This window comes from Mesorhizobium sp. WSM4832 (genome assembly GCF_055811115.1).
Window position 1 is genome coordinate 47,004 of the sequence record NZ_JBVVQH010000028.1, and the last position, 12,975, is coordinate 59,978.

Sequence of the window (12,975 nt, forward strand, 5' to 3'; positions counted from 1 at the left end):
GCAGCCCTACCAATGCATTTCCTTTGTGACCGCTCACCGAAATGTGAGCGTCTGTTGAAGGAGAGATACCATGAAGAAGCTCATCCTGGCGTCTGTTTCGGCGCTCGCCCTGCTGGGGGTCGCGGCTTGTAGCGACAGTGGCACCGGTACCGACAATACCACCACCCAGAGCACCAATCCGCCGGCCAACGAGCAACCGATGAAGCCGGCTTCGCCCGACGCTTCGAAGCCCGCTGAACCGGCTCCGGCAACAAATCCGGCTCCTGCCGCGCCTGCGCAGTAAGAGCCGACCGATAATTCCGAGGAGGCCGGCATTGCCGGCCTCCTTTTTGCGCCGTCGCGCCCGTAGATCGCCGATACCTGCGGCATTGTCCAGGCTTGATAGAACCGCCCGGTTCGCACTATGAAGCGGCATGTCGATTTGGGACCGCCTTGGCGACTTCATCGCTCGTGTTTCGTCGTCGGCGTCCTCGGGCGTCGCGGATGTCGTCGAAGCCGTGCGCACCGTGTTTTCCGGCGATCCGGATCTGCGCCGGCGCGTCGCCTTCTCGGTGGCCATGATTGCGCTCTCGGCCAAGATGGCCAAGGCCGACGGCATCGTCACGCAAGACGAAGTGCGCGCCTTCCAGGAAATCTTCGAGGTGCCGCCAAGCGAGACACGCAATGTGGCGCGGCTTTACGACATCGCCAAGCGCGACATTGCCGGATTTGAGATCTATGCCCAGCGCATGGCGCAGCTCTGCGGTTCGGGCCATGCAAACTGCATGATGCTGGAAGACATCCTCGACGGCTTGTTCCACATAGCCAAGGCGGACGGCCTCATCCATGAGCGGGAAGGGCAATTCCTGCATCGGATCGCGGAGATTTTTCGAATCGACGAGGCGCATTACGAGACGATCCTGTCGCGGCACGTCAATCTTGGCGCGGCCGATCCCTATGTCGTTCTGGGCATCGAGCGCGGCAAGCCATTCGAGGAAATCAGGAAACGCTATCGCAAGCTGATCTCCGACAATCATCCCGACAGGTTGATCGCGCGCGGCCTGCCACAGGAATTCATCAAGATCGCCACGACCAGGGTGGCGGCGATCAATGCCGCCTATGAGATGATCGAGCGGGGCCTCAGGCACGTATGAGCGGCTTTCTGCCCGACCAGCCAGGTGCCGAGGTCCGGGTGTCGCCGAATTTCGGTCCGCGCCGCGAGACGCTCCGGCCCGACATGATCGTGTTGCACTATACCGGCATGGCAAGCGGCGCCGGCGCCGAGGCGTGGTTATGCGATCCTGCAAGCGAAGTGTCCTCGCATTATCTTGTTCATGAGGACGGCCGCATCATCCAGATGGTGCGCGAGAGCGATCGCGCCTGGCATGCCGGCACGAGTTCCTGGCTCGGACGCACCGATATCAATTCCTGTTCGGTCGGCATCGAGATCGTCAATCCCGGGCATTCACTGGGTTATAAAGCCTTCCCCCGGCGGCAGGTCGGTGCAGTGATCGAGTTGTGCGCCGGCATCGTGGGCCGTTATTCCATTCCTGCGGCAAGAGTGCTCGCGCACTCGGACGTGGCTCCTGGCCGCAAGGTCGATCCCGGCGAGAAATTCCCCTGGAAGGCGCTGTTTGGAGCCGGGGTCGGTCACCTCGTGCCGGCGGCGCCGATAAAGCCGGGCGCCGCGCTGAAGGCCGGCGACACCGGCTCCGATGTCGAGGCGCTGCAGTCGATGCTGGCGCTCTATGGCTATGGTGTCGAGATATCGGGTGTCTACGACCAGCAGACGGAAATCGTGGTGGCGGCGTTCCAGCGGCATTTCCGGCGGCGGCTGGTCGATGGCGTGGCGGACAATTCGACGATCCGTACCCTGCATAGGCTCCTGGCTTCCGTAAAGTCAGCCTCCGTCAAATAACCCACGCCAGGTTCCTTAAATTACAATCTGTCACTTAAAGTGAATTGCGCCGCCTTCATTGCCGCTAATTCCACCTCCAAATGCCTCTCCCGCAAGTTATTGGACGTCTATCCCCCGGATGATCCGATGTTGAATTTGAACAACTGCGTGAATTTCTTCGCGCGGTTCTAAGAGAACAGGACTACATGCAAAAATTGACCGTTGTAGCGGCAGCTGTTGCTGCCGGAGTGATAAGTTTTGCCTTCAATCCGGCAAGCGCCGCCCCTTTGAGCCTTCGGGCAGGTGGCCTTGTCGTCGCCCCCACGACGACCAAGGCTGCCCCAGGCGGCAAGGCGCCAAAAATCAAGAGAGCTCCGGCAAAGGTGCAGAAGGTTGCCGCGACCAGGGCAACCAAATCGACGGCCAAGCGTGCCAAGCGCGGCAGAAAGAGGATTGATCTCACCACGACGGCCTCGATCGATAATACCGGCAAGGCCGCCCTGGCGACGCCCGCCGCGGCGGGCAGCGGCCAGTATTCGACGATCATTGCCCGCTATGCCGCGAGCTATGGCGTGCCGGTGTCGCTGGCCAATGCCGTCATCAAGATCGAAAGCAACTACCGGCCGAACTTGGTCGGCGGCGCGGGCGAGATCGGCCTGATGCAGATCAAGCCGGCGACAGCGCGGATGATGGGCTATACCGGTTCGGCCAAGGGATTGTTCGATCCCGACACCAACATCAAATACGGCATGAAGTATCTCGCCATGGCGCGGGACCTCGGCGGCGGGACCACCTGTGGCACGATCCTCAAATACAATGCGGGTCACGGCGCGACGCGGATGAATCCGGTTTCGGCCGCCTATTGCAGCAAGGTGAAGGTGCAGTTGGTGGCGCTGGGTTCGCCGGCCTAAAGCTCGTCCGTCAAGGTGGATTTGGGCAAGGTGTAGCCCCTCGTGCATGTCCTTGTCCAAAATCGCCGGGCACCTTCAGACTGAGGCCGAGAACTTTTTGGGCCACACGGATCGGCTTTTTCGTTTGCCTTTTCAGGTGGAAATCCCTTTATACGCGCTTGCCAGCTGGCCGGGCGGCCGCACCCGCGAGAGCCGAAAGGCTGCGGGTGAGGAAAGTCCGGGCTCCATGGAAACACGGTGCCGGCTAACGGCCGGCGGGGGCGACCCCAGGGAAAGTGCCACAGAAAGCAAACCGCCGCGGCTTCTGCCGCGGCAAGGGTGAAAGGGTGGGGTAAGAGCCCACCGCGCGACTGGCAACAGGAGCGGCAGGGCAAACCCCACCGGGAGCAAAACCGAATAGGGGCGGTGCGAAGGGAAACCTTCGAGGGCTGTTTCCGGCCCACCGTCCGGGTAGGTTGCGTGAGGCGCATGGCAACATGCGCCCAAGATGAATGGCCGCCACGTTCTCGCTCCAGGGCGAGGGCCATACAAAACCCGGCTTACAGGCCAGCTGGCAGTTTTTCGAACTTGCGATAGTTCCCCGAAATCAGAAGGTTACGCCGAAAGGCGTGCCTTTTGATTCAGCGCCTTGGGCAGGTGGGGCTTTGAGCGTCATTATCGGTTCCTTGAAGCTGGTGCGATTAAATCGTACCTTGCTGGGAAAGAGCAGGAGCGCGTCATGGGCCAGGTCGATAAACGCAGCATCACGCTTTCGCCGGAGCTGGCGGCGGCGGTGGACGATGTCGTCGCAGCAGGCGAATACGCCTCGGCCAGCGAAGTGATCCGCGATGCGCTCAGACAATGGAAGGAGCGGCGCGACCTGCTCGGCTACACAGTCGAAGAACTGCGGGAGCTGGTGCAGGAGGGCATCGACAGCGGGCCGGCTCTGGAAGGGCCGCCTGTGATTCAGCGCGCCCGGGCCAGATATCTCGAAATGATGAAAACCAAAGGGGCGGCGAAAATCGAGGTGTGACTGGGCGCCGTATTTGCTCAGGCGATCTTGTCCAGCGACGCTTCGATCGCCCGCCAGAGTTCTTCCACCGGCTCGCAGCCGATCGCCAGGCGGACGAAGCCCGGCGGCACGGCATCGCCGCGTTTCGAACGCCGCTCGGCCGATGTGTGCACGCCGCCGAAGGACGTCGCCGATTCAATCAGCGTGCAATTGTCGATAAATTGCTCGGCCTGTTCTTCGGAGGCCAGTTCGAAGGAAATCAAAAAGCCGAAGCGCTCCATCTGGGCGCGCGCCAGATTGTGCGAGGCATCGCCCTCGAGCCCGGGAAAGCGTAGGCCGCTTACGGCGCGGTGGTGTTTCAGCCGCCGCGCGATCGTTTCGGCCGACGAGCACATGCGGTCGAAGCGCACTTCCAGCGTTTCGAGGCCGCGATGCACCAGCCAGGCCTCGAACGGACCGGGGATGCCGCCGGCAGTCTCGCGCCAATCCTTCACCCTGGCGACAATGTCGGGATCGCGGCTGGCGACATGGCCGAAGAGCACGTCCGAGTGGCCGTTGATCGCCTTGGTGTCGGCCGAGACCACGATGTCGGCGCCAAGATCGAGCGGGCGCTGGCCGAAGGGCGTCATCGTCGTGTTGTCGACGATCAAGATCCCTCCTTGCGCATGGACGGCCTTGGCGACGGCGGTGATGTCACAGATGTCCAGCCGGGGGTTCGACGGACTTTCGACAAAAACCGCCCGGTAGCCGGCGAAACCGCCATCGAGAATGGTTGCCGTCGGCCTCACGTCATAGGCGACGCCGAGCGATTTCAGGAAGCGCTCGGCCAGCGCCCGCGTCGTGTGATAGCCGTCCGACGGCAAAAGGATACGGTCGCCCGATTTAAGGAGCGAGAAAAAAGCCGCTGAAATCGCGCCCATTCCCGACGGAAAGGCAACACATTGCGCATCTTCCAGATGGCCGAGCGCATGCTCGACCGCATGCCAGGTCGGGTTGCTGAAGCGGCCATATTGATCGAAGCCCGTCGCGTCGCCCGGCGCGTGAAAGATCGAGGCCATGGTCAGCGGCAACGGGATCGGATCGCCCTTGGCGAAATCGGCGCTGCGCAGATGGGCAAGTGTCGCGGCGCGTGATTTCGCATTGTCGGGCATCAACTCGATCCTTGTTTTGGGCAGAAAGGCGTCAACCGACGCTATGCGCGAGGACTGTTCGCAGCAAGCAGCGTCTTTTTGGGCCAGAGGGCTCTAAACGCTTCGTTAGGCTTAATAGACGATAAAGACGAGACGTGCCTTCAGCCTGCGCTTTCTGGTTGTGGCGCGCGTGTTTGTGATGCCTGCTCCCGTTGACGCCCATAGTGCCCCATGATATCCCATTTAAATCAAGCTTTCGTTCCGCGTCAGGGTGAAGCGTACGCCAATCGGGCAGTCGCGGCGGCTGCGCGTTTGCCGGTTTTCGCCCCGGTGAATGAAGCGATTTGCCGCGGGTGCGGCAGGGGCGCGGAGAACAACATGGGAAGGGGGGCGGCGGCGGAAGCGGCTGTAGCGTTCATTGGACCGATTTCTGTCAAATGCGGTGAACAGGATAGACGCGAAGGGACGAGTCTCCGTTCCGGCGCATTTCCGCGCGGTGGTGCAGAAGCGCGGTTACTCGGAACTCTACGCGCTGCGCTGCCTGGACCTTCCGGCCATGGATGTCGGCGGGCTCGACCTGCTCGACCGTTACGAGCAGCGGATCGCGCTGGAAGACCCGTTCTTGCAGACGGCGGACGATATGTCATTCTTCTGCCATGGCGACGGGACGTTTCTGAAGCTCGACCAGGACGGCCGCATCACCATGACCGATTTCATCCGCGAGCATACGGGCATCTCGAACGAGGTGGTCTTTGTCGGCCGCGGCAATTTCTTTCAGGTTTGGGAGCCGGGACGGCTTGCTGCCTATGGGGCGCAGGCGCGGGCCAGGCTTTTGCAGCTTCGGCAGGGGACGAAGCCCGGGGAGCGATCGGAATGATGGCTGGCCACGGCGATGATCCTCACGCCGTTGGCGGACCGGCCCGCCACATTCCGGTCCTCCTTGCCGAAGTGCTTGAAGCTCTGGAGCCAAAGCCAGGCGAGACGATCGTTGACGGGACATTCGGCGCCGGCGGCTATACAAGCGCCATTCTCGATCGCGGCGCCTCAGTCGTCGCCATCGACCGCGACCCGGACGCAATCGCGGCGGGCAGGGCGCTCGAACGGCAGGCCGGCGGCCGGCTGAGGCTTGTCCAGGCGCCGTTCTCCACGTTGGACGAGCATGTCGAGGGCGCCGATGGCGTCGTGCTCGACATCGGTGTTTCGTCCATGCAACTCGACCAGGCGGAGCGCGGCTTTTCCTTTCGCGCCGACGGACCGCTCGACATGCGCATGGCGCAGGCGGGTCTGAGCGCCGCCGACGTCGTCAACACCTTCAAGGCCGGCGACCTTGCCCGCATCTTCGGCTTTCTCGGCGAGGAGCGTCATGCCGGCCGCATCGCGCGCATGATTGAGAGCCGGCGTGAGAAGAAGCCTTTCGAACGCACGCTCGATCTCGCCGACGCGATCGAGACGCATATCGGACGAGGGCCGAAGGACAAGATCCATCCGGCCACGCGCGTCTTCCAGGCGCTGCGCATCTTCGTCAATGACGAGCTTGGCGAGCTTGCAAGAGCGCTGCTGGCCGCCGAGCGCGTGCTGAAACCTGGCGGACGGCTTGCCGTCGTGACGTTCCATTCGCTGGAAGACCGCATCGTCAAGCGCTTCATCGCCGACCGTTCCGAAGCCGCCAGCGGCTCACGCCACATGCCCGATGCACCCGTTCGTGTCGCGACCTTCCGCAAGGCCGGCGGCGGGGTGACGGCTGGAGAGGCCGAGATAGCGGCCAATCCTCGGGCGCGCTCGGCCAGGCTGCGCGCGGCAATGCGCACCGAGGCGCCGGCGCGCGCAGGCGATTTTTCGATTTTCGGCCTTCCAAAGCTTCCCGCCGTCGAACGGCCGGGAGAGAGGTGAGCACGTGTTTCGTACCAGCGACATAGTCCTGATCGCCGTCATGGTCTCGGCTGCGGCCCTGACCTACAAGACCAAGCGCGAGGCAGAGGAGCAAATGGCGGCCGTGCAGAAGATACAGGCGCAAATCCGCTACGAGGAAGACACGATCGATCTCCTCAAGGCGGACTGGAGCCTGCTTACCCAGCCGTCGCGGCTGCAGAAGCTTGCCGATGTCTACAAGACCCAACTCGGCCTCGAACCGGTTGGCGCCCGCCAGATCGGCGGCCTTGACGACATTCCCGTAAAGCCCGTGACCATCGAGGACCTCTCCTCGCAGCGGCTTGGCGGCATGGCCGACAATTCCGGTGATGGAGCTGCGGGCGACAAGGACCCGATAGTCACCGGGAGCACGGTGCAATGATCAGCAGGCTTCCAAGGATCGGCGACCTGCTGAAGCGACGGAAGAAGACCGCCGAGGACGGCTCGATCGTCGTCGACGCGGCGCGCAAGGCGACGGGCGGCAAGGCCAGGACCCGCATCGTCATGACGATGGCGGTGTTCTTCACCATCTATTCGACGATTGCCGGCCGGCTTGTCTATCTCGGCCTGCAGAACCCGGACCTGTCGGACGGTCCGCAGAGCAGGGTCACCGCGTCGCGCCCCGATATCGTCGACCGCAATGGCGAAGTGCTGGCGACCGATATCAAGACGGCGTCGCTGTTTGCCGAGCCGCGCCGCATCGTCGATGCCGACGAGGCGATCGAGAGGCTGTCGACCGTGCTGCCGGAGATCGACTACGAGCAGACCTATCGCAAGCTCAAGAGCGGCGCCGGCTTCGTCTGGCTGCAGCGACAGCTGACGCCGAAGCAGCAGGCCGACATCATGTCGCTCGGCGTTCCTGGCCTCGGCTTTCGCACGGAGAAGCGCCGTTTCTATCCGAGCGGCGAAACCTCGTCCTACATTGTCGGCCTGACCAACATCGACAACCAGGGCATCTCCGGCATGGAGAAGTATATCGATGCGCAAGGTCTGAGCGACCTGCAGGCGTCGGGCCTGGCGGTGGCCAAGGATCTCAAGCCGGTGAAGCTCTCGATCGATCTGCGCGTCCAGCACGTGGTGCGCGACGAGATCGCCGCCGGCCTGGAGCGCTATCGCGCCATGGGCGCCGGCGCCGTTGTGCTGAACGTCAAGACCGGCGAAGTGATAGCCATGGCCTCGGTGCCGGATTTCGATCCGAACAATCCTTACAACGCACAGGACAAGGACCGGCTGAACCGTATGTCGGCTGGCCTTTACGAGATGGGCTCGACCTTCAAGAGCTTCACCTCGGCCATGGCGCTCGATTCCGGCAAGGCGACGATGGCGAGCCGCTTCGACGCTTCGCATCCAATCCGGGTCGGCCACCAGGCCATTCACGACTTCCACGGCAAGAACCGGGTGCTGTCGTTGCCGGAGGTGTTCCTCTATTCGTCCAACATCGGGTCGGCCAGGGAGGCCGAGCTTGTCGGTATCGAAGGACACCGCGAATTCCTGCATCGCCTTGGAATTCTGGACAAGATGCAGACCGAACTGCCGGAGGTCGCCCGCCCGACTGAACCGAAGGTCTGGAAACAGGTCAATTCCTTCACCATCGCCTTCGGCCATGGTGTGTCGACGACGCCGCTGCAGGCGGCCGTCGGCTGCGCGGCGCTGATGAATGGCGGTTATCTGATCCAGCCGACATTCCTAGTCCGCAGCGAGCAGGATGCAATGGCGGTGGCCAAGAAAGTGGTCAGCGAAAAGACGGTCGAAGGCATGCGCTACCTCTATACGCTCAACGCCGAGAAGGGCTCCGCCAGAAACGCCAGGGTCCCCGGCTACCGGGTTGGCGGCAAGACCGGAACTGCCGAGAAGGTCATCAACGGCCGCTACTCGAAGGAGTTGAACTTCAACACCTTCGTCGCCGCCTTCCCGATGGACGATCCGCAATATCTTGTCTTTACGATTGCCGACGCCCCGCATCCGGAAAAGCCCGGGATGACGGACGTCGCCGCCGCCAATGCGGGGGTTATCGCCGGCAACATCATCAGGCGTTCAGCGGCCATGCTTGGCGTGAAGCCAGATTTCAGCCATGAAAATGGTGCAACGCTGGTTTCCTATCAGTGATTCTTGGGGCGCGCCGGCAACTGCGCGCTATTTTGTTGCGATGAACGGGACTCAATGCATCTAAAAGATCTAGCCGGTGTCCTGCCTGTCGAGGGAACAGCTTCCCGCGATATGGAGGTTACCGGGCTTTCCTCCGATTCCCGCACGGTAAGACCGGGTGTGGTCTTCTTCGCGCTTGCCGGCAGCAAGGCCGATGGCTCGACCTATGCGGCCGATGCCGCCAGCCGGGGTGCCGCCGCGATCGTCGCAGGCAAGGGCACGGCCGTTTCCGGCCTGTCGATTCCTGTCCTTGCCGTCGATGATCCGCGCCATGCGCTGGCGCTCAGCGCCGCACGCTTCTTCGGACGCCAGCCGCAGACCATGGTCGCCGTCACCGGCACGGCCGGCAAGACTTCCGTCGCCGCTTTCACCCGCCAGATCTGGGAGCAGGCGGGTTTTGCCGCCGCCTCGATAGGCACGACCGGCGTGGTGGCACCCGGCCGCAACGAATACGGCTCATTGACCACGCCCGACCCGGTGGCGCTGCACCGGTTGCTCAAGGAACTGGCGGACGCCGGCGTCACGCACGCCTCGATGGAAGCCTCGAGCCACGGCCTCGACCAGCGCCGCCTCGACGGCGTGAAACTCGCGGCCGGCGGCTTCACCAATCTCGGCCGCGACCACATGGATTACCATCCGACCGTCGAGGATTATCACCGCGCCAAGCTGCGCCTGTTCGACATGCTGCTGCCTAAGGGCGCGCCCGCGATCGTCTTTGCCGACGATCCGTGGTCTGAGCCGACGGTTCATGCTGCAAAGGCTGCGGGCCTGAAGGTGCTGACCGTCGGCCGCCATGGCGATTTCCTGACGTTGAAGCGGGTCGAGCACGAGCGCCACCGCCAGCGCGCCGAGGTCGAGGCCGCCGGCGTGCTGTATGAGGTCGACCTGCCCTTGGCCGGCGACTTCCAGATCGCCAACGCGCTGGTCTCCGCCGGGCTTGCCATCTCGACTGGAACGCCGGTCGACAAGGCTTTGGCCGCGCTGGAAAAACTGAAAGGCGCGCCGGGCCGGCTCGACCTCGTCGGCACAACCGCCGCTGGCGCTCCCGTTTATGTCGACTACGCGCACAAGCCCGATGCGCTGGAAAACGTGCTAACCTCGGTCCGGCCTTTCACCACGGGCCGTGTCGTCGTGGTGTTCGGCTGCGGCGGCGACCGCGATCGGGGGAAGAGGCCGATCATGGGTGAGATCGCGACGCGGCTCGCCGATGTCGTCATCGTCACCGACGACAATCCGCGCACGGAAGTGCCCGAAACCATCCGCGCGGCCATTCTCGCCGCGGCGCCCGGAGCCATCGAAATCGGCGACCGCCGCAAGGCAATCCATGAGGCGGTGGCGATGCTTCGCGCCGGCGATACGCTCATCGTCGCCGGCAAGGGGCATGAGGAAGGCCAGACCATCGGCAGCGAAACCTTCCACTTCTCCGACCATGAGGAAGTGCGCGAGGCGCTTACGGAGCGCGCCGCATGAGTTTGCTCTGGACGTCGGAAGCGCTGGTCGAAGCGATGGGTGGCAGGCCGATCGGCTCGCTGCCGGAAGGCATCACTGGGATTTCGATCGACAGCCGCAGCCTGGAGCCGGGAAACGCCTTCTTCGCCATCAAGGGAGAGGCGATGGACGGCCACGATTTCGCGACCGCGGCGGTGAAGGCCGGCGCGGCCGTGCTTGTCGTCGCCGAGGGCAAGCTGCCGTCGCTCGGACGGCTGACGGCGCCGATGATCGTCGTGCAGGACGTGCTTGCGGCCCTCGAGAAACTCGGTGTGGCGGCCCGCGCGCGTTCGAAGGCCAAGATCATCGCTGTCACGGGCTCGGCGGGCAAGACGACTACCAAGGAAGCGCTGCGCCATGTGCTGACGTCGGTTGGCAGGGTGCACGCCTCGGCGCAGTCTTTCAACAATCATTGGGGCGTGCCGCTGACGCTCGCCCGCATGCCGCAGGACTGCGACTACGCGGTCTTCGAGATCGGCATGAACCATCCGGGCGAGATCAGGCCGCTGGTCAAGATGGTCAGGCCGCATGTCGCCATCGTGACGATGATTGCCGCCGCCCATCTCGGCTTCTTCAAGAATCTCGACGAGATCGCCAAGGCGAAGGCGGAGATATTCGAGGGGGTTGAGCCCGGCGGCGCCGCCGTGCTCAACCGCGACGATCAACGCTGGAAGCTGCTCGAAAAAATGGCGAAGGAGGCAGGCGTCGAGCACGTCTTCAGCTTCGGCGAGAATGCCCGTTCGATTTTCCGGCTCACCGGCTGTGAGCTTTACGCCGACCATTCCGACATCGCCGTCAAAATCGGCAAGCAGGATGTTGCGGCGCGTGTCGGTGCGCCCGGCCGCCATATGGTGCAGAACATATTGGCGGTGCTGGGCGCCGCCAAGCTTGTCGGCGCCGACCTCGACAAGGTCGCGGCGGCGCTTGCCGATCTTTAGGCCGAGCGCGGGCGCGGCCGACGCCATGTCCTGCGCCATCCAAACGGGCCTATCACGCTGATCGACGAGAGCTACAACGCCAATCCGGCGTCGATGGCGGCCGCGATGGCACTGCTCAACGCCACGCCGGTCTCGGGCGAGGGCAGACGCATCGCGGTCCTCGGCGACATGTTGGAGCTCGGCAGCCATTCGGCGAAGCTCCATGCCGCCCTTGCCGAACTGATCGTCGGCACGGGCACGCGCAACGTCTTTCTCGGCGGGCCGGAAATGCAGGCGCTGGCAGAGGTTTTGCCCGCCGATGTCCAGACGGAATATCGGGCCGGCGCCGAGGAGCTGAAGCCGATCGTGATCTCTGCGCTGAGACCCGGCGACGTTGTCATGGTCAAGTCGTCGAAAGGCATCGGGTTTTCAAAGCTGGTCGAGGCGTTGCTCGGCAAATTTCCGGCGGAAGCCACAAACATTGAACCGACTTGAGGTCGGGCTCCGGGGGACGGAAAGACCATGTTCACACTGCTCGTCGATTTCGCGGACAAGATTTCGTTCTTCAACGTCTTCCGCTACATCACTTTTCGCACCGGCGGCGCGCTGATCACCTCGGCGCTGATCGTCTTCATCTTCGGGCCGACAATCATCAATTCGCTGCGCCTGCGGCAAGGCAAGGGCCAGCCGATCCGCGCCGACGGCCCGCAAACACATTTCAAGAAGGCGGGAACGCCGACGATGGGCGGACTGATGATCCTGTCCGGCATCATCGGTTCGTCGCTTTTATGGGCGAACCTTTCCAGCATCTATGTCTGGGTGGTGCTTTTGGTCACCGTCGGCTTCGGCTCGATCGGCTTCTACGACGACTATCTCAAGGTCACCAAGCAGTCGCATATGGGCTTCTCCGGCAAGGCGAGGCTGGCGATCGAGTTCGTCGTCGCGGCAATCGCGGCGTGGGTGATCATGCACAATGGCCAGGCGCCGTTCTCGTCGTCGCTGACCTTCCCCTTCGCCAAGGAATTCCTGGTCAATCTCGGCTGGTTCTTCATCCCGTTCTCCTGCTTCGTCATCGTCGGCGCGGGCAATGCGGTGAACCTGACCGACGGCCTCGACGGCCTGGCGATCGTGCCGATCATGATCGCGGCGGCGTCCTTCGGCGTCATCGCCTATCTTTCGGGCAACGCGGTCTTCGCCGAATATCTGCAGATCCATTTCGTTCCCGGCACCGGTGAGCTTGCCGTCGTGCTCGGCGCGGTGATCGGCGCGGGCCTCGGCTTCCTCTGGTTCAACGCGCCGCCGGCCGCGATCTTCATGGGCGATACCGGCTCGCTGGCGATGGGCGGCCTGATCGGCACCATCGCGGTCGCCACCAAGCACGAGATCGTGCTGGTCATCGTCGGCGGCCTGTTCGTGGTCGAGATCCTGTCGGTCATCATCCAGGTCGGCTACTTCAAGATGACCGGCAAGCGCGTGTTCCTGATGGCGCCGATCCATCACCATTTCGAAAAACTCGGCTGGACCGAAAGCCAGGTGGTGATCCGCTTCTGGATCATCGCCGTCATCCTGGCGCTGGTCGGCCTCTCAACCCTCAAGCTCAGGTAGGACG

At 63.3% G+C, this 12,975-nt stretch carries 12 protein-coding genes, 1 other RNA gene and 1 pseudogene; 13 read left to right on the plus strand and 1 reads right to left on the minus strand.

What is annotated here, in order from left to right; translation table 11 throughout:
• Nucleotides 1-70 precede the first annotated feature (70 nt).
• The 6 genes from AC0L2L_RS30050 to AC0L2L_RS30075 all read left to right on the plus strand — a co-directional run bounded on the left by AC0L2L_RS30050 (nucleotide 71) and on the right by AC0L2L_RS30075 (nucleotide 3,799).
• Nucleotides 71-283 (plus strand): hypothetical protein, encoded by a 213-nt coding sequence (locus AC0L2L_RS30050; RefSeq protein ID WP_027168700.1) that lies wholly within the window; start codon nucleotides 71-73, stop codon nucleotides 281-283.
• A gap of 130 nt (nucleotides 284-413) precedes the next feature.
• Entirely contained in the window at nucleotides 414-1,133 is a 720-nt protein-coding gene (locus tag AC0L2L_RS30055; RefSeq protein WP_473583491.1) for a TerB family tellurite resistance protein, read from the plus strand.
• On the plus strand, nucleotides 1,130-1,897 hold the full coding sequence (locus tag AC0L2L_RS30060) for an N-acetylmuramoyl-L-alanine amidase (RefSeq protein ID WP_473583492.1): 768 nt from the start codon (nucleotides 1,130-1,132) through the stop codon (nucleotides 1,895-1,897). Before AC0L2L_RS30055 ends, AC0L2L_RS30060 begins: the two co-directional genes overlap by 4 nt.
• 185 nt (nucleotides 1,898-2,082) lie before the next feature.
• Nucleotides 2,083-2,787 carry a lytic transglycosylase domain-containing protein gene (locus AC0L2L_RS30065; protein ID WP_473583493.1) on the plus strand — a complete coding sequence of 235 codons (705 nt, stop codon included), beginning with the start codon at nucleotides 2,083-2,085 and terminating at the stop codon, nucleotides 2,785-2,787.
• 161 nt (nucleotides 2,788-2,948) lie between these two features.
• An RNA gene (gene rnpB / locus AC0L2L_RS30070) (RNase P RNA component class A) lies at nucleotides 2,949-3,345 on the plus strand.
• 160 nt (nucleotides 3,346-3,505) lie between these two features.
• A complete protein-coding gene (locus AC0L2L_RS30075) occupies nucleotides 3,506-3,799 on the plus strand; it encodes a type II toxin-antitoxin system ParD family antitoxin (RefSeq protein ID WP_473583494.1) in 294 nt (97 codons plus the stop codon).
• Nucleotides 3,800-3,816: 17 nt separating this feature from the next.
• Here AC0L2L_RS30075 and AC0L2L_RS30080 read toward each other — a convergent pair whose 3' ends face one another.
• Nucleotides 3,817-4,929: a cystathionine gamma-lyase gene (locus AC0L2L_RS30080; protein WP_473583495.1), complete on the minus strand. Its 1,113-nt coding sequence runs from the start codon at nucleotides 4,927-4,929 to the stop codon at nucleotides 3,817-3,819.
• A gap of 397 nt (nucleotides 4,930-5,326) precedes the next feature.
• Here AC0L2L_RS30080 and mraZ point away from each other — a divergent pair, with 397 nt between their 5' ends.
• The 7 genes and pseudogenes from mraZ (at nucleotide 5,327) to mraY (ending at nucleotide 12,971) form a co-directional block, all read left to right on the plus strand.
• The gene (gene mraZ / locus AC0L2L_RS30085; protein ID WP_473583496.1) at nucleotides 5,327-5,785 is read left to right on the plus strand and encodes a division/cell wall cluster transcriptional repressor MraZ; all 459 of its coding nucleotides are present in this window, start codon (nucleotides 5,327-5,329) and stop codon (nucleotides 5,783-5,785) included.
• Nucleotides 5,782-6,798, plus strand: a complete 1,017-nt coding sequence (gene rsmH / locus AC0L2L_RS30090) for a 16S rRNA (cytosine(1402)-N(4))-methyltransferase RsmH (RefSeq protein ID WP_473583497.1) — start codon at nucleotides 5,782-5,784, stop codon at nucleotides 6,796-6,798. Before mraZ ends, rsmH begins: the two co-directional genes overlap by 4 nt.
• 4 nt (nucleotides 6,799-6,802) lie before the next feature.
• Complete coding sequence (gene ftsL / locus AC0L2L_RS30095; protein ID WP_473583498.1) at nucleotides 6,803-7,198, plus strand: cell division protein FtsL; 396 nt, start codon at nucleotides 6,803-6,805, stop codon at nucleotides 7,196-7,198.
• A complete protein-coding gene (locus tag AC0L2L_RS30100) occupies nucleotides 7,195-8,922 on the plus strand; it encodes a peptidoglycan D,D-transpeptidase FtsI family protein (RefSeq protein WP_473583499.1) in 1,728 nt (575 codons plus the stop codon). Before ftsL ends, AC0L2L_RS30100 begins: the two co-directional genes overlap by 4 nt.
• Before the next feature lie 54 nt (nucleotides 8,923-8,976).
• Nucleotides 8,977-10,431 carry a UDP-N-acetylmuramoyl-L-alanyl-D-glutamate--2,6-diaminopimelate ligase gene (locus AC0L2L_RS30105; protein ID WP_473583500.1) on the plus strand — a complete coding sequence of 485 codons (1,455 nt, stop codon included), beginning with the start codon at nucleotides 8,977-8,979 and terminating at the stop codon, nucleotides 10,429-10,431.
• Nucleotides 10,428-11,861 (plus strand): annotated as a pseudogene (locus AC0L2L_RS30110) (UDP-N-acetylmuramoylalanyl-D-glutamyl-2,6-diaminopimelate--D-alanyl-D-alanine ligase). The gene AC0L2L_RS30105 and the pseudogene AC0L2L_RS30110 overlap by 4 nt, the downstream one beginning before the upstream one ends.
• 27 nt (nucleotides 11,862-11,888) lie before the next feature.
• Nucleotides 11,889-12,971: a phospho-N-acetylmuramoyl-pentapeptide-transferase gene (gene mraY / locus AC0L2L_RS30115; protein WP_473583501.1), complete on the plus strand. Its 1,083-nt coding sequence runs from the start codon at nucleotides 11,889-11,891 to the stop codon at nucleotides 12,969-12,971.
• The last annotated feature ends 4 nt before the right edge of the window (nucleotides 12,972-12,975 follow it).

Bases quoted from the DNA above. Each gene is read 5' to 3' on its own strand.
- AC0L2L_RS30050 (WP_027168700.1), top strand. From the start codon at position 71: ATGAAGAAGCTCATCCTGGCGTCTGTTTCGGCGCTCGCCCTGCTGGGG.
- AC0L2L_RS30055 (WP_473583491.1), top strand. From the start codon at position 414: ATGTCGATTTGGGACCGCCTTGGCGACTTCATCGCTCGTGTTTCGTCG.
- AC0L2L_RS30060 (WP_473583492.1), top strand. From the start codon at position 1,130: ATGAGCGGCTTTCTGCCCGACCAGCCAGGTGCCGAGGTCCGGGTGTCG.
- AC0L2L_RS30065 (WP_473583493.1), top strand. From the start codon at position 2,083: ATGCAAAAATTGACCGTTGTAGCGGCAGCTGTTGCTGCCGGAGTGATA.
- AC0L2L_RS30075 (WP_473583494.1), top strand. From the start codon at position 3,506: ATGGGCCAGGTCGATAAACGCAGCATCACGCTTTCGCCGGAGCTGGCG.
- AC0L2L_RS30080 (WP_473583495.1), bottom strand. From the start codon at position 4,929: ATGCCCGACAATGCGAAATCACGCGCCGCGACACTTGCCCATCTGCGC.
- rsmH (WP_473583497.1), top strand. From the start codon at position 5,782: ATGATGGCTGGCCACGGCGATGATCCTCACGCCGTTGGCGGACCGGCC.
- AC0L2L_RS30100 (WP_473583499.1), top strand. From the start codon at position 7,195: ATGATCAGCAGGCTTCCAAGGATCGGCGACCTGCTGAAGCGACGGAAG.
- AC0L2L_RS30105 (WP_473583500.1), top strand. From the start codon at position 8,977: ATGCATCTAAAAGATCTAGCCGGTGTCCTGCCTGTCGAGGGAACAGCT.
- mraY (WP_473583501.1), top strand. From the start codon at position 11,889: ATGTTCACACTGCTCGTCGATTTCGCGGACAAGATTTCGTTCTTCAAC.